The sequence below is a fragment of the Phenylobacterium sp. VNQ135 genome, from assembly GCF_049445735.1.
Classification (GTDB): Bacteria; Pseudomonadota; Alphaproteobacteria; order Caulobacterales; family Caulobacteraceae; genus Phenylobacterium.
In genome coordinates this window covers 875,040-893,909 of record NZ_JBMSDS010000002.1, presented here as the reverse complement: position 1 = coordinate 893,909, position 18,870 = coordinate 875,040, and the positions used below count along the sequence as shown (strand labels likewise).

The following is an 18,870-nucleotide window of genomic DNA, read 5'->3' as shown; positions in this document are numbered from 1 at the left end:
CTCGGGGCTGAGGACGTAAAGGAGCCCCTTCGATGTCGGAAACGCTGGACCCGCAAGTTCCCGCCAAGGTCGAGACCAAGGGCGGCGTGGTCGCCTATCTGAACGTTGACGGGGCCATCAAGGCCGCGGAGTTCTACGTGAAGGCGTTCGGCGCCGAGATCGCCGCCGCAATGCCCGCCGACGAGCAGGGTCGCACCATGCACGCCCACCTGTACGTGAACGGCAGCTCGGTGATGCTCTCGGACTTCTATCCCGAGCACGGCCATGCGTTCGAGAAGCCGCAAGCCTTCAGTCTCACGCTGATCGTCGACGATATCCACGCCTGGCACGGTCGCGCCGTCGCCGCCGGCGCAAAGACGACGACCGAGCCGCAGAAGATGTTCTGGGGCGACTACTACGCCGAGGTGGTCGACCCATGGGGTGTCCGCTGGGCGATGAACCAGGCTGGCGACTAGGCGCGCCGGCCGGGCCCGCGGCGCCTCCTCCCTGACGCGCCGCGGGCCATTCCCCTGACAAAAGGAATCCGATGATGACGGATGGCGCTCTTCCGCCGCCCGCACGGGACGCCCGCCGCTGGATCGGCTGGACGCTGACCGGCGCATTCACCCTCTTCATGGTCCCCGACGTGGCCATCAAGCTCATCCGCCTCCCCGTCGTGGAAGAGACAGGTTCGCAGATCGGCCTGCCGCCGGGTTCGGGCTTCGGGATCGGCGTACTGGAGGCGATCCTGCTCGCGCTGTACCTGATCCCGCGTACGGCCGTGCTGGGCGCCGTGCTGTTCACCGCACTCTTCGGCGGCACGCTCGCCATCCACTGGACGCAGGGCAATCCGCTGTTCAGCCACATGCTGTTCGGCGTCTATCTGGCGCTTTTCGCCTGGGGCGGACTTTGGCTGCGCGATCCGAAGCTGCGCGAGATCTTCCCCCTGCGGCGCTAGAACCGGCCAAGCCGTCGTTAATCCATTCGACTTCCTGAGATTCCCCGTCGGATACTCCCAGGTGATTCGGATGGGACCCATGCGGCGGCTGACGCTAGCGCTCCTCTGCGCGACCTATCTCTGCCTCTCGCTGATCGTCGCGCTCACGCTGTGGCGCAACGGCGGCGGCTGGGGCGCCGGCGTCGCGGCGCTGGTGGGAGGCCTGGGCCTCTGCTTCGCCTTTCACGGCCTGATCGCGCGCGCCATGGACTCCGGCGCTATCAAGGGCGAGATCGAAGCCGTCCGGGAAGCCCACAGGATCCTCCTCGACCAGGTGGAGCGGCTCGACGCCCGGATCAGCCAGATGGCCGAAGCGGTCGAGACCGACCTCTCACGCTCGGAGGAGCTTTCCGACGACGTCCACATGCTGGAGAGCCTCGTCCAGAAACTGCAGCAGCGCGTGGACGAAGGCGTGGCCTCCCAGCCGCTCGCCTTCGCCGGCCGGACGGGTGGCGCGGCCGACCAGCGTCGCGCCCAGAACCTGTTCGAAACGGTCCGCGAAGCGCTGGCCGAGAACCGCGTCGACCTCTACCTGCAGCCCATCGTCGGCCTGCCGCAGCGCAAGACGGTGTTCTACGAGAGCTTCTCGCGCCTGCGCGATCCGACCGGTCGGGTGATCATGCCCGCCGAGTACCTGACCGTCGCCGAGCCCGCGGGCCTGGTCACCGCCATCGACAATCTGCTCCTGTTCCGCTGCGTGCAGATCGTTCGCCGGCTGGCCAAGCAGGATCGCCGCATCGGCATCTTCTGCAACGTCTCGATGGCCAGCCTCGCCGATGAGAGCTTCTTCCCGCAGTTCCTGGAGCTGCTGTCCGCGAACCGCGACCTTGCCGGGGCGCTGATCTTCGAGGTCGGTCAGGCCTCCTTCGACGCCCGGGGCGCGGTCGAGGCCCGCAACATGGGCAAGCTGGCGGAACTCGGCTTCCGCTTCAGCCTGGACAAGGTGGTCGATCTCGACCTCGACCTGCAGGACCTCGCCCGCGCCGACGTCAAGTTCGTGAAGGTCGGCGCTCAGGGACTGCTGGACGAACTCGTCGAGATCGACGGCCGGCTCGTGCTCAAGTCCCTGCCCGACCTCGCCGCCGAGGATTTCGCCCAGCTCACCGCGCGTTACGGCATCGAACTCATCGCCGAGAAGGTCGAGTCCGAGCGCCAGGTCGTCGACATCCTCGAACTCGAGATCGGTTTCGGCCAGGGGCACCTGTTCGGCGAGCCGCGCGCCATCAAGGATCAGGTGCTCGCCGAGGCGGGCCCGCCGCCTCGGGTGCTGCAGCCCGTCCCGCTCCGCCGCGCCGCATTCGGCTAGCCTTCGTCATTGACGGGGTTGGACGGCGTCGATACCGCCGACCCCATGACTTCCCCCGTGCTCGCCGACGGCCTCTCCGCGATCGCCGACCGCTATGACGTCGTGCTCTGCGACATCTGGGGCGTGATCCACAACGGCCGCGAGAGCTTCCCCGCCGCGCGCGACGCCCTGACCCGCTTCAAGGCGGAGCACGGCCCCGTGGTGTTGATATCCAACGCGCCCCGACCGCACCCGCCGATCATCGAGCAGCTGGCCGAACTGGGCGTCGACGCCGGCTGCTACACCGAAGTGGTCACCTCGGGCGACGCCACCCGGACGCTACTGGCCGAACGGGCTCCGGGCCCGTTCTGGAAGATCGGCCCCGACCGGGACTGGCCCCTCTACGAAGGACTGGGCGTTGAGCTTGTTTCCCTGGAGGAGGCCCGGTTCATCTCCTGCACCGGCCCCTTCGACGACGAAAACGAGACGCCGGAGGACTATCGCGAGCGTTTCAGAACGGCCGTGGCCCGCGGCCTTCCGATGATCTGCGCCAATCCCGACATCGTGGTCCAGCGGGGCGACAAGCTGATCTACTGCGGCGGCGCCCTCGCCCAGCTTTACGAGGCTCTCGAAGGTCAGGTTCTGATGGCCGGCAAACCGCACGCTGCGATCTATGACCTCGCTTTGGAGAAGGCCGCCGCTCGCCTGGGCCGGCCGCTCGACCGCACTCGGGTGCTGTGCATCGGCGACGGCTTGGGCACCGATATCCGCGGGGCGAACGCTCAGGGGCTGGACGTGGTCTTCATCGCCAACGGCATCCACGGCAAGGAGACCGTCCGCGACGGCGCCCTGGACCTCTCGGTCGCTGGCCACCTTCTGGAGATCGAGGGGCTGAAGGCTGCCTGGGCCATGCCGGATCTCGTCTGGTAAGAACACGTCGATTGCGGAGGGGACGAGTTTGCACGGGCTCTATTTCGAAGACCTGAGCGTCGGTCGGTCGGCGGAGATGACCCGCGTCGTCGCCGAGGCCGACATCGTCGCCTTCGCGCAGGTGTCGGGCGACGAGAACCCGGTGCACCTCGACGCCGAGTACGCCAAGGGCACGAGCTTCGGCGAGCGTATCGCTCACGGCATGCTCTCGGGCGCCTACATCTCGGCGGTTCTCGGTACGCGGCTGCCGGGTCCAGGCGCGATCTATCTCTCGCAGGCGCTCACCTTCCGCCGGCCCGTGCGGATCGGCGACGCGGTGACCGCCCGCGTCACGGTCAAGGCGCTGGACGAACGCCGCGGCCGGGTCACGCTGGAGACCGTCTGCGAGGTGGACGGCCGCGCGGTCGTCGATGGCGAGGCCCTCGTCATCGCCCCGCGAAAGCCCGCATGAAGCGCATCCGCGTCATCCGGGGCTGGAAGGCCCTGCATCCCGGCGACCGTGGCGCGGCCGTGGCGATGGGCAGCTTCGACGGCGTCCACCGCGGCCATCAGCAGGTGATCGCGCTGGCCGCCAAGGCCGCAGGCGCGCTGAACGCCCCGCTCGGCGTGATCACCTTCGATCCGCACCCCCGGGTCTACTTCCGTCCGACAGAACCGGCCTTCCGACTGATGAAGACGGACCAGCAGGCTCGCGCCCTCGAGGCGCTGGGCGTCGACGTGCTCTACGTCCTGCCGATGGACGCCGAGGTCGCCGGCATGACCGACCGTGAGTTCGCCCAGCAGGTGCTGCACGAGGGTCTTGGCGCGCGCCATGTGGCGGTCGGCTTCGACAACTCTTTCGGCAAGGGGCGCACCGGCAGCCCGGCGACAATGCGCGCTTACGGCGAGGAGATGGGTTTCGGCGTCTCCGTAGCCGAGCCTGTGGGCGACGCGGGGGAGAAGTTCTCCTCCACCAGCGTTCGCGAGGCGCTGCGTGACGGCAAGCCCGAAGAGGCCGCCCGCATCCTCGGCCGGCCGTTCGCCATCGAGGGGCCCGTCCAGCGGGGTCGGCAACTCGGACGCAAGCTGGGCTTCCCGACCGCCAACGTCGACCTGGCCGACTACGTCACGCCGCGCTTCGGCGTCTATGCGACCCGCACCCGCCTGCCCGATGGACGCGAGGTGCCCGGCGTCGCCAACATCGGGGTCAACCCTACGGTCGAAGGCGTCACCCGCCCGCTCCTGGAGGTCTGGCTGTTCGACTTCGACGAAGACCTCTACGATCAGGTGATCGAGACGGACCTCGTCCGCTTCCTCCGCCCGGAGGAGAAGTTCGCCAGCCTCGAGGCGATGACGGAACAGGTCATGAGGGACGCGCAGGCCGCCCGCGCCCTCCTTATGCCGGAGTTCTAGCCTCCGTTCCCTTCCTCTGTTAGACGCTTCGCCCCATGACTTCGGGTCGGACGAGCCTGCGAATTAACCGCCCGGCGTGACGCCGCCGGACGAGCTCCAGCGCGCGCCGGGTTCACCGCACTTCACCGACACCCTGCTGGATTGAGTTATGGCCGACGACGCCGAAAAGCCTGCTCGCGATTACCGCGAGACCGTGTTCCTCCCCGAGACTCCCTTCCCCATGCGCGCAGGCCTGCCGCAGAAGGAGCCCGAAATCCTGGCCCGCTGGGCCGAGATCGACCTCTACCGGGCGATGCGGGCCGAACGGCAGCGCGCGGGCGCGCCGTTGTTCGTGCTGCACGACGGTCCGCCCTATGCGAACGGCGCCATCCACATCGGCCATGCCCTGCAAAAGACGCTGAAGGACTTCGTCGTCCGCTCGCGCTTCCTGCTGGGCTACGACGTCGACTTCGTGCCCGGGTGGGACTGCCACGGCCTGCCGATCGAATGGAAGATCGAGGAGGAGCTGCGCAGCCAGGGCCGCCGCAAGGACGAGGTCTCCAAGGCCGAATTCCGTGAGCGCTGCCGCGAATACGCGGCGCACTGGATCGACGTCCAGAGAGAGGGCTTCAAGCGCCTTGGCGTGATCGGCGACTGGGAGAACCGCTACGCGACCATGGACTACGGCTCGGAAGCCGCCATCGTCGCCGAGTTCCACAAATTCGTGGCTTCGGGTCAGCTCTACCGCGGCTCCAAGCCGGTGATGTGGAGTCCGGTCGAGCGCACCGCCCTTGCGGACGCCGAGGTCGAGTACCACGACCACGTGAGCCCGACGATCTGGGTCAAGTTCCCGGTCACCGAGGGTTCGGATGCCGCGCGAGGCGCCAGCGTCGTGATCTGGACGACCACGCCCTGGACCATCCCGGCCAACCGGGCGATCAGCTACAATCCCGACATCGCCTATTCGGTCTTCGAGGTCGAGGCGATGGAGGAAGGCCTCACCTTCGAGCCCTGGGCCAAGCCGGGCGACCGGCTTATCCTCGCCGACAAGCTGGCGGCGGACGTTATGGGCGCCGGCAAGGTTGCCAAGTTCCGGCGGGTCGAGGCTGTCGACTGCCAGGGCATGGAGTGCGAGCACCCGCTCGCCAACCTGGACCGCCATTACGGTTTCGGCGTGCCGCTGCTGGCCGGCGATCACGTGACCGACGACGCGGGTACGGGCTTCGTGCATACCGCCCCGGGTCACGGCGCCGACGACTACCTGGTCTGGCTGGCGCACGGCCATCGCGAGATCCCGGACACGGTCGATCCCGACGGCGCCTACTATCCGCATGTCGCCCTGTTCGGCGGGCTGAAGGTGCTGGAGACCGAGGGCAAGAAGGCCGGCCGCTTCGGTCCGGCCAATGACGCCGTCATCGGCAAGCTGATCGAGGCGGGCCGGTTGCTGGCGCGGGGCCGCCTGGAGCACAGCTATCCGCACTCCTGGCGCTCCAAGGCGCCCGTCATCTTCCGGAACACGCCCCAGTGGTTCATCCGCATGGACGAGCCGGTGGACACAAAGGAGCTCGGCGGGCGCACCCTCCGCGAGACTGCCCTGGAGGCCATCGAGGCCACGACCTTCTATCCGGCCGCAGGCAAGAACCGCATCCGCTCCATGGTGGAAGGCCGCCCGGACTGGCTGATCAGCCGCCAGCGGGCCTGGGGCGCGCCGCTCGCCATGTTCGTCGACAAGGAGACGGGGCGGCCGCTGCATGACCCTGACGTCGACCGGCGCATCATCGACGCCATCAGGGCCGAAGGCGCGGACGCCTGGTTCAACCGGCCGGCGGCCGACTTCCTCGGCAGCCACGATCCCGACCGCTACGAGAAGATCGAGGACATCCTCGACGTCTGGTTCGATTCCGGCTCGACCCACGCCTTCACGCTTGAGAACCGCGCCCACACCAAGTGGCCCGCCGACCTCTACCTGGAAGGTTCGGACCAGCACCGCGGCTGGTTCCAGTCGTCCCTGCTGGAGAGCTCCGGCACGCGCGGCCGCGCGCCGTACGACAGCATCCTCACCCACGGCTTCGTCATGGACGAGAACGGGGAGAAGATGTCGAAGTCCAAGGGCAACGTCGTCGATCCGGTGCAGGTGATCGGGGCCAACGGCGCCGAGATCATCCGGCTGTGGACGGCGATGATCGACTATTCCGACGACTGCCGGATCGGGAAGACGATCCTGCAGACCACGTCGGACGCCTACCGCAAGCTGCGCAACACGGTGCGCTACCTCCTGGGGGCGCTCTCGGACTACACCGCCGACGAGGCGGTCGAGCTCGACCAGATGCCGCCCCTGGAGCGCTTCATCCTGCATCGGCTGTGGGAGCTCGACGCCCAGGTCCGCGCCGCCTACGAGGTCTATGCCTTCCAGGACGTGATCCGCCCGGTGCTGGAGTTCTGCCAGGACGACCTGTCGGCGTTGTTCTTCGACATCCGCAAGGACGGCCTGTACTGCGACCGGCCTGACGCCGCTCGCCGCCGGGCCGCGCGCACTGTCATGGACGCCGTGTTCGAGCGGCTGACCGCCTGGCTCGCGCCGCTGATCCCCTTCACCACGGAAGAGGCCTGGACCACCCGCTATCCAGAAGCCCACTCGAACTGCCTGCGCGTGATCCCGCTGACGCCGGCCGAGTGGCGGAACGACGCCGAGGCCGAACGCTGGACCAAGGTGAAGGCGGTTATCGCCCAGGTCACCGGCGAGCTGGAGATCAAGCGACGCGAGAAGGCCATCGGTTCTGCGCTGGACGCCGAGGTGACCGTCCAGGTCACGGAGGACCAGCTCGCCGCCTTCGAAGGCCTGGATCCTGCCGAGGTGTTCCGCACCAGCGCAGCCCAGATCGCGCCGCCGGCCGTGCCGGAAACCACGGCCCAGGTCACCGTGCTCAGCCACCACAAGTGCGAACGCTGCTGGCGGCGGCTGCCCGAGGTCGGACCGCCGAAGTTCCTCTGCGAGCGCTGCGACGACGCCGTCGAGGCCTGGGACGCCGGGCACGCGGGGGCTTCCGCATGAGCCGCGTCACCCGCCACGGCTGGATCGCCTACGCTCTCGCCGCCGTCCTGGTCGTTCTCGACCAGCTCACCAAGCTGTGGGCCCTGACCCTGCCGGAGCAGGTCCCGCACGAGGTGGTCTGGCCCCTCCAGATCACGCGCATCTGGAACAACGGCGTCAGCTTCGGCCTCTTCCAGGCCGGCACGGACGTCGTCCGCTGGGGCTTCGTGGTGTTCTCGGTCGCCGTGGCGGTGCTGCTCGCCCTGTGGGCCCGCCGCGCCGACCGCTGGCTCCCGGCCATCGGGCTGAGCCTGGTCATGGCCGGGGCCGTGGGCAACGCGATCGACCGGGCCCGCTTCGGCGCCGTCGTCGATTTCATCGACGTGAGCCGGATCGGCGTCTTCCCCTGGATCTTCAACATCGCCGACAGCGGGATCACGATCGGCGTGGTCCTGTTGCTGCTCGACAGCCTGCGGAAAGAGCGCCCGGCCGAATCCGCGTCTGCGTGACGCCGTTGGCGGACCGTTCCGATTGGTTTATTCCCTTCCGTTCGTGGCCGGGGGCGGCCCAAGGAGCTTGTTCAAGTTCATGAGCGTCAACCGAGTGATCGTCGCCACCGCGGCCCTCGCGGCCCTGGGTCTGGCTGGCTGCCAGTCCACCCAGAAGGCGCTGGGCATGTCCAAGGTGACCCCTGACGAGTTCCGCGTCGTCACCAAGGCGCCGCTGGTCGTGCCGCCCGACTACGCGCTTCGCCCGCCTGCGCCCGGCGAGCCGCGCCCGCAGGAGCTGCAGCCCGAGAGCGCCGCGCGCAACGCCCTCCTGGGGCAGCGCGAGGCCGAGCTGCGCTCCGACGGCGAGAAGCTGCTCGTCGCCAAGGCCGGCGCCGAGAAGGCCGATCCGCTGATCCGCTATGTGGTCGACGACGAGTTCGGCGACGTGGCGCACAAGGAGAAGGGCTTCGCCGACAAGGTGATGTTCTGGCGCAAGGGCGAAGCGGCGCCGGCGCCTGCCGCCGCCGCCGACGCGCCCGCGGACTCCATCGATCCGGCCGCCGAGGCTGAGCGTCTGGCCAAGCTGACCGGCAACAAGCCGATCATCATCCAGCGCGAAGGCTCCAGCCGCATCAAGCTGCCGGGTCTCTAAGGCTCTCGAGTTCAGGACGCCTGCTGGTCTCCGGCCGGCGTCTTCACCTGCAGCCCCTGCGTGCGCAGCCGGTCGAGCACGCCGCCCTGTGCGAGCAGCGGTCGCAGCGGCACAAGCACGATGGCGTGCCCAGGCGTCTTGAGTTGCGTCGCGATGGCCGCGGCCGTGTCCGCCTTCATCCGCTCGTCGAACGCGCGGCCGCCAGGAACCATCGCCAGGCAGCGCTCGTAGGTGCGCTCGTTCTCGAGCGCCCCCGGCACGTTCCCCGCCGCCCAGGCTCGCGCCGCCTGGAGGGTGACGCCCGGTCCGGCCTCGGCCTGCGCCAGCACCTCGTCGAAACAGATCCGGCCGACCTGCGGCGAAGTGCGGATGATCGCACCGAGCAGAGGCCCGATGTCATAGGTCTTCTCGACCACCGGCACGCCCTTCTGCCGTGCGAGCAGCTCGACGAGCTTGGCCGGGTCGGTCGTGGTGAGGTTGGATTTCTCCCGGTAGTCCGAGGCCAGCTGGACGCCCGCCGCCAGCGGGTTTGCGGTCGGGTAGTGCTTGGCCGGATAGCCCAGCCGCTCGCGCACCGCGACGAACCGGCTTCGGGTCGCGGGATCGAGTCGGTTCTCGAAAGGCCCGCCCGAGCGCAGCCGGAGCAGGTTGAGCCCGGAGCCTAATAGGCCCGAGGTCTTGGCGCGGATGTTGGTGAAGGGCAGGACGACGGCGTTCGCGCCGTTGAGCCGGTTCTCGAAGATGGCGCGATCCCACTCCATCCGCTTCGGCGCCAGCGACGGCACGCCCAGCACATAGACGGTGGTGTCGCCGTCCGAGACGCGCCACCAGGCCGGCCCGGGAAGGCGGCCCACCACCACCAGCTCCTCCACGAGCGCCGCGTCCGGATCGGCCGGAACCTGCGGCGCCTGGGCCTTTGCAGGAAGCGCCAGCGCCGCGGCCAGGGCAGCCAGGCAGGCGAGACGATTCAGCACGCGAGGAGGGATCGACATGGGGGGCCTCTGGAATCGTACTATGTAGGACGGTCACGGCGAAATCCCGACATGCCCATCCGCAGACTCCCGCCCGAACTCATCAACCGCATCGCCGCCGGCGAGGTGGTGGAGCGGCCTGCGAGCGCGGTGAAGGAGCTGGTGGAGAACGCCCTGGACGCCGGCGCCACGCGGATCGAGGTGCAGGCGGACGGCGGCGGCCTGACCCGCATCCTGGTGGCCGACGACGGATCGGGCCTGGGCCCCGAAGAACTGCCGGTGGCGGTCGAGCGCCACGCCACCTCCAAGCTGAACCCGGGCGACGACGGCGAGTACGACCTGCTGCGCATCGGGACGCTCGGTTTCCGCGGCGAAGCCCTGCCCTCGATCGGTTCCGTCGCGCGGCTTTCGATCGCAAGCCGCGCGAGGGGCCAGGCCGACGCCTACGCCATCTTCGTCGAAGGCGGCGCGGTGGGCGCGGTGGCGCCGGCAGCTTTCCCCGGCCCACACGGCGCGCGGGTCGAGGTCCGCGACCTATTCTACGCCACGCCGGCGCGGCTGAAGTTCATGAAGTCCGAACGGGCCGAGGCGCTCGCCATCACCGAGGAGCTGAAGCGCCAGGCCATGGCGCACCATGCGGTCAGCTTCGCGCTCGACCTCGACGGCCGCCGGACGCTGCGCCTGCCCGCCGAGAGCGACGATGTCGAGGGACGGCTGGCGCGCCTGGGCGCAGTGATGGGCCGGGAATTCTCGGACAATGCCCTGCTGATCGATCACGACCGCGAAGGCGTGCGCCTGTCGGGCTATACGGGCCTGCCCACCTACAACCGCGGCAACGCCGCTCACCAGTACCTGTTCGTCAACGGCCGCCCCGTGCGGGACCGGCTGCTCCAGGGCGCGTTGCGCGGCGCCTATGCCGACTTCCTCGCCCGCGATCGGCATCCGGCCTGCGCCCTCTACATCGAGCTCGACGCCGGTCTCGTGGACGTCAACGTGCACCCCGCCAAGGCCGAGGTGCGCTTCCGCGATCCAGGCCTCGTCCGAGGGCTCATCGTCGGCGGCCTGCGCCATGCCCTCGCCGCGGCGGGCCATCGGGCGTCGACGACCGTCTCCATGGCTGCGCTCGGCGGCTTCCGCCCACAGTCGATGCCCCCGCCCCAGCCCGCGGCCACGGGCTTCTCCGCCTGGCGGCAGGGCGGCTGGACGCCCACGCCGCAGGGCTCGGCCCTCGCGGCCGCCGTGCAAGCGATCCCCGGCCTGAACGAGCTCTCCGCCCGGGCCGAGCCTGCGGCCTATGCGCCGGAAGGCATGGCAGAGCCGACGCAGGCGGCGCCCGTCTTCGATCCGGTGGACTATCCCCTCGGGGCCGCCCGCGCGCAGGTGCACGAGACCTATATCGTCGCCCAGACCCGCGACGGCGTGGTCATCGTCGACCAGCATGCGGCCCACGAGCGCCTGGTCTATGAGCGGATGAAGGTGGAGATGGCCGAGGGCGGCGTCGCCCGTCAGGCCCTGCTGCTGCCGGAAGTGGTCGAACTCGACCCAGCAGAAGCTGAGCGTGTGGTCGCCCGCGCCGAGGAACTGGAGGCGCTCGGCCTGGTCGTCGAGGCGTTCGGCCCCGGCGCGGTCCTGGTCCGCGAAGTTCCGGCCCTCCTCGGCGAGACGGACGCCGCGGGCCTCATCCGCGACATCGCCGATGACCTCGCCGAGAACGGACAGGCCCTGGCGCTCAAGGAGCGGCTGGAAGAGGTCTGCGGGACGATGGCCTGCCACGGCTCGGTGCGCGCCGGCCGACGGCTGACGGCGCCCGAGATGAACGCCCTGCTCCGCCAGATGGAGGCCACGCCCCATTCCGGCCAGTGCAACCACGGGCGCCCCACCTACGTGGAGCTGAAGCTGGCCGACATCGAGCGGCTGTTCGGCCGGCGATGACCGAAGCCGAACTTCGCTTGCGTCCGGCGTCCTCGGAGGCCAGAGCCTGCAAGGTCTGCGGCGCCGCCTCGCCCGCGTTCGGGACGCTGGATTTCAATCGCTCGTGCGAGGAGGCGCGCGGCCGCTTCCTGACGCTCAGCGGCGTCGCCGTCCAATACCGCCGGTGCGAGGCCTGTGGGCTCATCTTCACGGACGCATTCGACGACTGGGGCCAGGCTGATTTCGAGGCCCATATCTACAACGACCGCTACATCGACGTGGACCCGGAGTATGCGGAAGCGCGGCCGCTGAGCTTGAGCCGCGGCCTGGCCTCCATGTTCGCGGCTTCGGCGGACAGGCTGCAGGTGCTCGACTATGGCGCCGGCAACGGCAGAATGGCCCAGGCGCTGCGCGACCATGGCTTCGCCTCGGTCACGACCTACGACCCGTTCACGCCGGAGTTCCGCACGAGGCCCGAGGGCAGGTTCGACCTCGTGACCTGCTTCGAAACCGTGGAGCACATGCCCGACCCGGCCGCGGGCGTCGCGGATCTCGCCAGCTTCGTGGCCGATGACGGCCTCCTGATGATCGGCACGCTTCTCCAGCCGAACGACATCGAGAGGATCGGCGTCGCCTGGTGGTACATCGGCCCCCGCAACGGCCACGTCACGCTCTTCACCCACGACGCCCTGACCCGGCTGCTGGACCGACAGGGACTTCGCCTGGTGTCGCAGAACGCCAACGTACACTTCGGCTTCCGCAACACCCCGCCCGCTTTCGCTCGCCACCTGTTCCAGTCGGCCCGCATCCCCTGACGCAACCCGGTGGGGGCATGGGCTGTTCAACGGCCAAGCCATCCGCCGGAGTTCAGCCATGGATCTGCACCGCGGTCGTCTGATCGACCACCTGCATCTGCGCGTGAAGGACCTCGAAGCGTCCAAGCGCTTCTACCAGGCTTGCATGGATGTGCTGGGCATCCCGCTGGACGTCGCCGACGACCACATCTCCTGTGATGAGCTATGGATCGACGAAGGCCCGGACGAGGTCCGCAGCCACGCGCACTTCGCCTTCCAGGCCAAGGACGAGGAGACCGTGCGCCGCTGGCACGCGGCCGTGCTGGCGGCCGGGGGGCGGGACAACGGCGCGCCGGGCGAGCGGTCGTACCATCCCGGCTACTACGCCGCGTTCGCGCTCGACCCCGACGGCAACAACGTGGAGGCCGTATACCACGGGCCCCATCATCGCTCGGCCGCGAGCGTGGAGATCAGCGTCTAGGCCGCCTCGGCCAGCGTCAGCACGGCGTTCATGGCCGCGAGCAGGCGCTCAGGCTTGACCGGCTTTTCCACCACCCCGTTCATGCCGCAGCGTCGGTAGAAGGCGGCGTCCGCCGGATCCGCGTTCGCGGTCAGCGCCAGGATTGGTGTCTGCGAGACAGCGCCGCTGCGCGACCGGATCCGCCGCGTGGCCTCGACGCCGTCCATGACGGGCATCTTCACGTCCATGAGGATCAGGTCGAAACGGCCCGTCGCAGCCGCCGCCACGGCCTGGGCGCCATCCTCGACGCACTCGCTGGTGCAGCCGAACATCTCGCAGAGCGTGCGCGCGACCATCCTGTTGGTTTTGTTGTCGTCGGCGATCAGGATGTGCAGGGCGCGGTGTGTCAGCTCTTCGGCCGGCGCCGCCTCCACCGCCTGCTGCGGCTCCGGCAGCCGATGCAGCGGAACCTCGAACCGGAAGCGCGCGCCGCCGCCCTCCGCGGCTCCCGCGGCGATCGTCCCGTTCATACGCTCGATGATCTGACGGCAGACGGCGAGCCCCAACCCGGCGCCTCCGAGGCGCAGGCCCTGGTCGGTCTGGTGGAAGGGCTCGAAGATGTCGTCCAGGCGCTCCGCAGGGATGCCGGGCCCGGTGTCGCTGACCTCGCCCCAGAGCCGGATATAGCGGTCCTCCAGGACGCAGCCGAGGCGGACGTCCACGCACCCCGCCTCGGTGAACTTCACGGCGTTCCCGACGAGGTTGTTCAGCACCTGCCGCAGGCGGCCGCCGTCGGCGAGAGCCCAGACTCCGGTCGGTCCTTCGTAGCGCGCCTCCAGCGTCAGCCCCTTCAGTTCGGCCTGGGCGGTCCAAAGCCCCGCGGCGTCGTCTAGCAAGGCCGAGACGCCGAGCGGCGCCTCGTCCAGGGCCAGCCCGGACGCCTCGGCCCGGCTCAGGTCGAGCGCATCGTTGAGCAGCCGCAGCAGCACGCCCCCGGATTCCAGGATGGTGTCCACCAACGGCGCCAGCTCCGGCGCCTTGGCCTTGCGTCGCAGGATCTCGGCGACCGCCAGCACGCCGTTCAGCGGCGTTCGGATTTCGTGGCTCATGACCGCCAGGAACCGGCCCTTGGCGGCCAGGGCCTCCTGGGTTTCCTGAGCCAGCCGGCTCATTTCCTGCGCATGGGCCGCGGCTGCGGAGCCGGTGGCCTGCAACAGCGCAAGCGCCGTCCCCACGCCCGCGTAGCGGCCGCCGCAGGTGACGATGAAGCCATGCAGCAGCTCGGAGGGCCGCTCTTCCAGGATCTGGCCGCAGAATTCCGCGACGGTGACGTCGCCGTCCGCGATTACCGGGTCGGTCTTCATCAGGTTCGAGACCGGCCGTTTGGCCCAAAGCGCATACCCATATTGCGCCGCCATCTGGACCAGGAAGGCGTTGCGCTCGATCAGGCCGACGGGACGGTCGTCAGAGTCCACGACCGCGATGGCGAGGGTGTCCGGTTCGGCCTGGAAGCGCTGGTAGATTTCACCCCCGGTCGCCTCCGGCGAGGCGGGCCTGATGTAGGGCGCAATATCCAGAAGAAGGGTCATACGCGATCCCGGGCAAATCTGGGCGCGAGGAAAGGAGAGATGACACTAACGGCAGGTTAGAGACCGGGCGCGCTTCGATGAACCTTTCGCGAAGTCTTCATGACACCGTTCAGCCGTCAGTCAGACGCAGGAACCAGACCTTGGCGGCGCCGTACGTGCGAACATCGAGGTTTTCATAACCCGGGACCTCCAGCGGCGGCTCGGCGGCGCCGCGTTCGACGACGGCCAGCGCCCCGGGAGACAGCCAGTTCCCTTCCGCCAGTTTCGCCAGCACGACCTCGGCCAGGCCCTTGCCGTAAGGCGGGTCGAGGAAGGCTAGGTCGAAGGCGGGGCCGTCAGCTCCAGGCCGCAGTCCGAGTTGTGTCGCGTCGCGGCGATGGACGCGGGTCCGGCCGAACAGGCCCATGGAGTCGACATTCTCCCGGATCGCGCCGCGCGCCGCCTCGTCGGTCTCGACGAACAGGCAGAAGGCGGCGCCGCGCGAAAGGGCCTCGAAGCCGAGCGCGCCGGAGCCCGCGAACAGGTCGATGACGCGCCGGTCGCGCAGACCGTCCGACCACGCGGCATGCTCCAGGATGTTGAAGAGGGCCTGCCGGGCGCGGTCGGAGGTCGGACGCGTGCCCTGCCCCGGCGGCGTGACCAGGGCCTTTCCGCGGAAGTCACCCGAAACGATGCGCATGGGGATCAGCCCCGGCGGCGCGACGGCGCCGGCCGCGCCGCAGGCTTCGGGCTAGCCGAAGTCCGTCTGGGAGCGCCGATCGTCTTGCCTTCGATCTTGGCCTTGGCCAAGGCCTTGGGCGGCCCCTTCGAATTCCCCTTGGCGTGCGCCTTGGGCCTGGCTTTCGGCTTCGCCCAGCCGGCCTTGTAAGCCTTCTTCGCCTTCTCCTGCGGCGTGGGCGCCAATTCGGCCTGCCGGCTCTCAGCTTGTTCGCGGCGCGACTTTCGCGCGGGCGAGCGGTACTGCGGGCGGTCGCCCTTGGGCATGTTCTCGGGCGGGATGTGGTCGGCGAGCTGCTCCCGGATCACCCGCGGACCGACCTCCTCGATCTCGCCCAGGCCCAGCGTCCCCAGGGCGAACGGCCCGTAGGAGAGGCGGATCAGCCGGTTCACCTTCAGCCCCAGCGCTTCCAGCACCCGGCGGACTTCACGGTTCTTGCCCTCGTGCAGCGTGACCGTGAGCCAGAGGTTAGCGCCCTGACCGCCTTCCTTGGCCTTGTCGAGGCGAGCCTCGATCGCGCCGTAGCGGACGCCGTCGACCGTGATGCCGTCCTTCAGCTTGTCGAGCCGCTCCTGGGTGATCCGGCCGTGGGCGCGGGCCCGGTAACGCCGGACGATGCCCGTCGCGGGCAGTTCGAGCGCGCGGGCCAGTCCCCCGTCGTTGGTGAGCAGCAGCAGCCCTTCGGAGTTGAGGTCCAGCCGGCCGACCGAGATCAGCCGCGGCAGGTCCTGCGGCAGCGCCTGGAACACCGTCGGCCGGCCCTGCGGGTCCTTGTGCGTCGTCACCAGGCCCACCGGCTTGTGATAGCGGAAGACGCGGACGGGCTCGGGCTCGGCCACCACCACGCCGTCGACGGTGATGATGTCGCCCGGCTCGGGCTTCACCGCAGGCGTGGTCAGCACCTGGCCGTTGATGGCGACCCGGCCCTCCTCGATCAGCCGCTCGACGTCCCGCCGGGACCCGACGCCCGAGCGGGCGAGCAGCTTGGCGATGCGTTCGCCGGGGCCTTCGGCGCCGGCGTCGTCGGGATCGGAGGCTTGACCGGACGCGGCGCGGTCGGTTCGTAGGGGATCGTGGACCATGACTGCCGCACCATGCGCATCGCGCTCGAAGCCGCGCAAGCCGCCGCCTTGGCCGGCGAGACGCCGGTGGGCGCCGCCGTGGTGGATCCGGCCACCGGCGAGGTGATCGCCGTCGCCGCCAACAGCCCGATCAGCCGCCACGATCCCACCGCACACGCCGAGGTGCTGGCCCTGCGCGCCGCCGCCGAGAAGGTGGGCAACTATCGGCTGACGGGCCTCACCCTGGTCGTCACTCTCGAGCCCTGCGCCATGTGCGCCGGCGCGATCAGCCACGCCCGCATCGGCCGCGTGGTGTTCGGCGCGGATGACCCGAAGGGCGGCGCGGTCGTCCACGGACCCCGGTTCTTCGAGCAGCCCACCTGCCATTGGCGCCCCGAGGTGGAGGGCGGCGTGCTGGCGGATGAAAGCTCGGCTATGCTGAAGGCCTTCTTCCGCGCCAGGCGCAGGGGAGCCAGGCCATGATCCTCGCCATGCTGGCGGCAGCCGCCGTGAACGCCGATGTCGCCCAGCTTGGGTGGCTGGCCGGCGCCTGGACCCAGGCGCGCGACGGCGGCGTGGTGCAGGAAACGTGGCTACAGCCCCGCGACGGGGTGATGGCCGGCGTCAGCCAGACCAACAGGCCGGGCCGCAAACCTTTCGTCGAACACATGATCATCAGCGCCCAGCCGGCGGGCGTCACGTTCACGGCGCTGATCCAGGACCAGCCGCCGACGGCGTTCGTCCTGCTGCCCGGCGGAGACGGCGAGTTCGTCTTCGAGAACAAGGCGCACGACTTTCCGCAGCGGGTCTTCTATCGCCGCTGCGGCGAGGACCTCTGCGCCGGGATCGAAGGCGTGGTGAAGGGCGAACTGAAGCGGCAGGAGTGGCGCTACACCCGCGTCAGGTGAACGCCGCTAGCCGCGCGTCCAGCCGATCCCGCACAGCCGGCCACTCCGGGGCGAGGATCGAGAAGATGACCGTGTCGCGGACGCGGCCGGTCCAGGTCAGCCGATCCTGACGCAGCAAGGCCTCCTCCACGGCGCCCAGCTTGGTCACCGCCGCACGGCTGCGGGCGTTGAGCGCGTCCACGCGATAGACCACCCGCCGTGCACCGGCTTCGAAGGCCTCGGCCATCATCAGTCGCTTCGCCGACGGGTTCACCGCCCCGCCCCGGACGTCGGGGCGGTAATAGGTGCCGCCGATCTCCAGCACGTGGTTCGACGGGTCGATGCCGTAGAAGGTGGAGAGGCCCACCACGTCTCGATCCACGAGGACGGCGTACGGCAGCGTGTTCCCCTCGGCCTGATCGTTGCGGAGTTTGGCCCAGGTGGGCTCGAAATGCTCGCCGGCCCAGGAGTACGGGTAGAGCTCGGTCCAGATCCGCTGATCGGCGTTCACTGCCGCCCGTAGCGGCTCGCGGTGCTCTTCCGACATCGGCTCCAGTCGCACGAAGCGGTTCTCCAGCGGACGCGGAGCAAGCTGCATCGGGGGCGGAAGCGGCGACTTCGAGGGGCCTTCGGACATCGCGGCTTCGTAGGACGGCAAGTGGACTGCGCAACAGGTCCAGTTTCACGGCGACTGGCAGACCACCCATCCCGCAGTCGGGGTTTTTCGCAAGCGCGCACAAAAAATTTCGGGCGACGCCTTGCAAGGTTCGAGAGCCGACATACCTGAAGGCGTGCCCATCCTGGGCGTTTCCTCCCTATGAACTTCCCCGGCCGGGGCCCGCGTGGCCCCGGCCTTTTTTTCGCTCAACCGCGGAGGAAGAGCTGGGCCGCCTGAACGAGGTAGACGGCGCCGATGGCGGTCACGATCCAGCGGGTCCAGCGCTTGAAGTTCACGTCGCTCATCCGGTCGAGGATCCGTCCGCCCGTGAAGGTGCCGGCCATCGAGAGCGGCACGGCCAACAGGAAGACGGGCCAGGGCGGCAGGCCGGACGCGCCCGCGGCGCCCAGCAACGGTGCGCCATAGACGACGATCTTGGCGAGGTGGGCGAAGACCTGGGTCGCGGCCTTGGTGGCCACGATGGCGTGCCGCGTGAGCTCAGTCCGGACGAAGAAGATGTCCAGCAGAGGGCCTGCGACGCCCGCGGCCAGGTTGAGCCCGGTGACGGTCAGCCCGGACAGAAATGCCTGCGGGGGTCGGGCGGCGTCGAGATTGACCCAGCGCTGCGGCAGCCACGTGAGCCCCGGCACGAGGCCGAGCAGCAGGAACAGCAGCGGCTTCGAAGGGCTGATCGACAGAAGCGCGACCGCCAGCGCAGCGACCAACGACGCCAAAGCGTACCAGCCGACGATGTCCCAGCGGACGTGGCGTCTATGCAGGATCGCGCGCCAGCCGTTGGCCACGAGCTGGAGCAGGCCATGGGTGACGAAGGCGGCCTGTACGGGGAGCACGACGGCCAGGCAGCCCATCAGCAGCAACCCGCCGGCCATGCCGAAAACGCCGGACAGGGTGGCCGTCACGAAGGCCGCGGCGACCACGAAGGCGCCGGTCAGGAAGGTCATGGAAGGTCTCCGAACGAGGAGCCCGCCTCGCGCAGGAGGCACAGGCTCCTGCGGACCGCGGACCTCCGGCGCATCGTGCGCGGAGCGGAAAAGGCGCTGCGAGCCGCACGGGGCGAGCGCCGT

20 protein-coding genes are annotated in these 18,870 nt (G+C 69.4%); 14 read left to right on the top strand and 6 right to left on the bottom strand.

Annotated elements, in window-relative coordinates:
* Positions 1-32 precede the first annotated feature (32 nt).
* From ACO2Q0_RS10250 to ACO2Q0_RS10210, 9 genes are all read left to right on the top strand, one after another.
* On the top strand, positions 33-455 hold the full coding sequence (locus ACO2Q0_RS10250; protein WP_423351389.1) for a VOC family protein: 423 nt from the start codon (positions 33-35) through the stop codon (positions 453-455).
* A gap of 74 nt (positions 456-529) precedes the next feature.
* The gene (locus tag ACO2Q0_RS10245) at positions 530-937 is read left to right on the top strand and encodes a DoxX family protein (RefSeq protein WP_423351388.1); all 408 of its coding nucleotides are present in this window, start codon (positions 530-532) and stop codon (positions 935-937) included.
* Positions 938-1,016: 79 nt separating this feature from the next.
* The gene (locus ACO2Q0_RS10240) at positions 1,017-2,282 is read left to right on the top strand and encodes an EAL domain-containing protein (protein WP_423351387.1); all 1,266 of its coding nucleotides are present in this window, start codon (positions 1,017-1,019) and stop codon (positions 2,280-2,282) included.
* Between the two features lie 45 nt (positions 2,283-2,327).
* A complete protein-coding gene (locus ACO2Q0_RS10235; protein ID WP_423351386.1) occupies positions 2,328-3,191 on the top strand; it encodes a TIGR01459 family HAD-type hydrolase in 864 nt (287 codons plus the stop codon).
* A 76-nt stretch (positions 3,192-3,267) separates the two neighbouring features.
* Entirely contained in the window at positions 3,268-3,642 is a 375-nt protein-coding gene (locus tag ACO2Q0_RS10230; RefSeq protein WP_423351385.1) for a MaoC family dehydratase, read from the top strand.
* On the top strand, positions 3,639-4,583 hold the full coding sequence (locus ACO2Q0_RS10225) for a bifunctional riboflavin kinase/FAD synthetase (RefSeq protein ID WP_423351384.1): 945 nt from the start codon (positions 3,639-3,641) through the stop codon (positions 4,581-4,583). Before ACO2Q0_RS10230 ends, ACO2Q0_RS10225 begins: the two co-directional genes overlap by 4 nt.
* A gap of 148 nt (positions 4,584-4,731) precedes the next feature.
* A complete protein-coding gene (ileS, locus tag ACO2Q0_RS10220; protein ID WP_423351383.1) occupies positions 4,732-7,614 on the top strand; it encodes an isoleucine--tRNA ligase in 2,883 nt (960 codons plus the stop codon).
* On the top strand, positions 7,611-8,102 hold the full coding sequence (gene lspA, locus ACO2Q0_RS10215) for a signal peptidase II (protein WP_423351382.1): 492 nt from the start codon (positions 7,611-7,613) through the stop codon (positions 8,100-8,102). The genes ileS and lspA overlap by 4 nt, the downstream gene beginning before the upstream one ends.
* Positions 8,103-8,181: 79 nt before the next feature.
* Positions 8,182-8,736 carry a DUF3035 domain-containing protein gene (locus ACO2Q0_RS10210; RefSeq protein ID WP_423351381.1) on the top strand — a complete coding sequence of 185 codons (555 nt, stop codon included), beginning with the start codon at positions 8,182-8,184 and terminating at the stop codon, positions 8,734-8,736.
* A gap of 11 nt (positions 8,737-8,747) precedes the next feature.
* On the opposite strand, the gene ACO2Q0_RS10205 is transcribed toward ACO2Q0_RS10210, so the two are convergent.
* Positions 8,748-9,728 (bottom strand): TraB/GumN family protein, encoded by a 981-nt coding sequence (locus ACO2Q0_RS10205; RefSeq protein ID WP_423351380.1) that lies wholly within the window; start codon positions 9,726-9,728, stop codon positions 8,748-8,750.
* 51 nt (positions 9,729-9,779) lie between these two features.
* Between ACO2Q0_RS10205 and mutL the strand changes: the two genes are divergently transcribed.
* The 3 genes from mutL to ACO2Q0_RS10190 are packed head-to-tail and all read left to right on the top strand — an operon-like array spanning position 9,780 to position 12,893.
* Positions 9,780-11,639 (top strand): DNA mismatch repair endonuclease MutL, encoded by a 1,860-nt coding sequence (mutL, locus tag ACO2Q0_RS10200; RefSeq protein WP_423351379.1) that lies wholly within the window; start codon positions 9,780-9,782, stop codon positions 11,637-11,639.
* Entirely contained in the window at positions 11,636-12,433 is a 798-nt protein-coding gene (locus tag ACO2Q0_RS10195; RefSeq protein ID WP_423351378.1) for a class I SAM-dependent methyltransferase, read from the top strand. The genes mutL and ACO2Q0_RS10195 overlap by 4 nt, the downstream gene beginning before the upstream one ends.
* 58 nt (positions 12,434-12,491) lie before the next feature.
* Positions 12,492-12,893, top strand: coding sequence for a VOC family protein (locus ACO2Q0_RS10190; protein ID WP_423351377.1), 402 nt, complete (start codon positions 12,492-12,494; stop codon positions 12,891-12,893).
* Here ACO2Q0_RS10190 and ACO2Q0_RS10185 read toward each other — a convergent pair.
* From ACO2Q0_RS10185 to ACO2Q0_RS10175, 3 genes are all read right to left on the bottom strand, one after another.
* A complete protein-coding gene (locus tag ACO2Q0_RS10185) occupies positions 12,890-14,461 on the bottom strand; it encodes an ATP-binding protein (protein ID WP_423351376.1) in 1,572 nt (523 codons plus the stop codon). The genes ACO2Q0_RS10190 and ACO2Q0_RS10185 overlap by 4 nt on opposite strands.
* 109 nt (positions 14,462-14,570) lie before the next feature.
* Positions 14,571-15,140, bottom strand: coding sequence for a 16S rRNA (guanine(966)-N(2))-methyltransferase RsmD (gene rsmD, locus ACO2Q0_RS10180; RefSeq protein WP_423351375.1), 570 nt, complete (start codon positions 15,138-15,140; stop codon positions 14,571-14,573).
* 5 nt (positions 15,141-15,145) lie between these two features.
* Positions 15,146-16,261, bottom strand: coding sequence for a pseudouridine synthase (locus tag ACO2Q0_RS10175; protein WP_423351374.1), 1,116 nt, complete (start codon positions 16,259-16,261; stop codon positions 15,146-15,148).
* 12 nt (positions 16,262-16,273) lie between these two features.
* On the opposite strand from ACO2Q0_RS10175, the gene tadA reads away from it, so the two are divergent.
* A complete protein-coding gene (gene tadA / locus ACO2Q0_RS10170) occupies positions 16,274-16,723 on the top strand; it encodes a tRNA adenosine(34) deaminase TadA (RefSeq protein ID WP_423351599.1) in 450 nt (149 codons plus the stop codon).
* A complete protein-coding gene (locus ACO2Q0_RS10165) occupies positions 16,720-17,148 on the top strand; it encodes a DUF6265 family protein (protein WP_423351373.1) in 429 nt (142 codons plus the stop codon). Before tadA ends, ACO2Q0_RS10165 begins: the two co-directional genes overlap by 4 nt.
* Here ACO2Q0_RS10165 and ACO2Q0_RS10160 read toward each other — a convergent pair.
* Positions 17,141-17,725, bottom strand: coding sequence for a GNAT family N-acetyltransferase (locus ACO2Q0_RS10160; protein ID WP_423351372.1), 585 nt, complete (start codon positions 17,723-17,725; stop codon positions 17,141-17,143). The genes ACO2Q0_RS10165 and ACO2Q0_RS10160 overlap by 8 nt on opposite strands.
* Positions 17,726-17,991: 266 nt before the next feature.
* Positions 17,992-18,747, bottom strand: a complete 756-nt coding sequence (locus tag ACO2Q0_RS10155) for a TSUP family transporter (RefSeq protein WP_423351371.1) — start codon at positions 18,745-18,747, stop codon at positions 17,992-17,994.
* Between the last annotated feature and the right edge of the window lie 123 nt (positions 18,748-18,870).

Bases quoted from the DNA above. Each gene is read 5' to 3' on its own strand.
- ACO2Q0_RS10250 (WP_423351389.1), top strand. From the start codon at position 33: ATGTCGGAAACGCTGGACCCGCAAGTTCCCGCCAAGGTCGAGACCAAG.
- ACO2Q0_RS10245 (WP_423351388.1), top strand. From the start codon at position 530: ATGACGGATGGCGCTCTTCCGCCGCCCGCACGGGACGCCCGCCGCTGG.
- ACO2Q0_RS10240 (WP_423351387.1), top strand. From the start codon at position 1,017: ATGCGGCGGCTGACGCTAGCGCTCCTCTGCGCGACCTATCTCTGCCTC.
- ACO2Q0_RS10235 (WP_423351386.1), top strand. From the start codon at position 2,328: ATGACTTCCCCCGTGCTCGCCGACGGCCTCTCCGCGATCGCCGACCGC.
- ACO2Q0_RS10230 (WP_423351385.1), top strand. From the start codon at position 3,268: ATGACCCGCGTCGTCGCCGAGGCCGACATCGTCGCCTTCGCGCAGGTG.
- ACO2Q0_RS10225 (WP_423351384.1), top strand. From the start codon at position 3,639: ATGAAGCGCATCCGCGTCATCCGGGGCTGGAAGGCCCTGCATCCCGGC.
- ileS (WP_423351383.1), top strand. From the start codon at position 4,732: ATGGCCGACGACGCCGAAAAGCCTGCTCGCGATTACCGCGAGACCGTG.
- lspA (WP_423351382.1), top strand. From the start codon at position 7,611: ATGAGCCGCGTCACCCGCCACGGCTGGATCGCCTACGCTCTCGCCGCC.
- ACO2Q0_RS10210 (WP_423351381.1), top strand. From the start codon at position 8,182: ATGAGCGTCAACCGAGTGATCGTCGCCACCGCGGCCCTCGCGGCCCTG.
- ACO2Q0_RS10205 (WP_423351380.1), bottom strand. From the start codon at position 9,728: ATGTCGATCCCTCCTCGCGTGCTGAATCGTCTCGCCTGCCTGGCTGCC.
- mutL (WP_423351379.1), top strand. From the start codon at position 9,780: ATGCCCATCCGCAGACTCCCGCCCGAACTCATCAACCGCATCGCCGCC.
- ACO2Q0_RS10195 (WP_423351378.1), top strand. From the start codon at position 11,636: ATGACCGAAGCCGAACTTCGCTTGCGTCCGGCGTCCTCGGAGGCCAGA.
- ACO2Q0_RS10190 (WP_423351377.1), top strand. From the start codon at position 12,492: ATGGATCTGCACCGCGGTCGTCTGATCGACCACCTGCATCTGCGCGTG.
- ACO2Q0_RS10185 (WP_423351376.1), bottom strand. From the start codon at position 14,461: ATGACCCTTCTTCTGGATATTGCGCCCTACATCAGGCCCGCCTCGCCG.
- rsmD (WP_423351375.1), bottom strand. From the start codon at position 15,140: ATGCGCATCGTTTCGGGTGACTTCCGCGGAAAGGCCCTGGTCACGCCG.
- ACO2Q0_RS10175 (WP_423351374.1), bottom strand. From the start codon at position 16,261: ATGGTCCACGATCCCCTACGAACCGACCGCGCCGCGTCCGGTCAAGCC.
- tadA (WP_423351599.1), top strand. From the start codon at position 16,274: ATGCGCATCGCGCTCGAAGCCGCGCAAGCCGCCGCCTTGGCCGGCGAG.
- ACO2Q0_RS10165 (WP_423351373.1), top strand. From the start codon at position 16,720: ATGATCCTCGCCATGCTGGCGGCAGCCGCCGTGAACGCCGATGTCGCC.
- ACO2Q0_RS10160 (WP_423351372.1), bottom strand. From the start codon at position 17,725: ATGCAGCTTGCTCCGCGTCCGCTGGAGAACCGCTTCGTGCGACTGGAG.
- ACO2Q0_RS10155 (WP_423351371.1), bottom strand. From the start codon at position 18,747: ATGACCTTCCTGACCGGCGCCTTCGTGGTCGCCGCGGCCTTCGTGACG.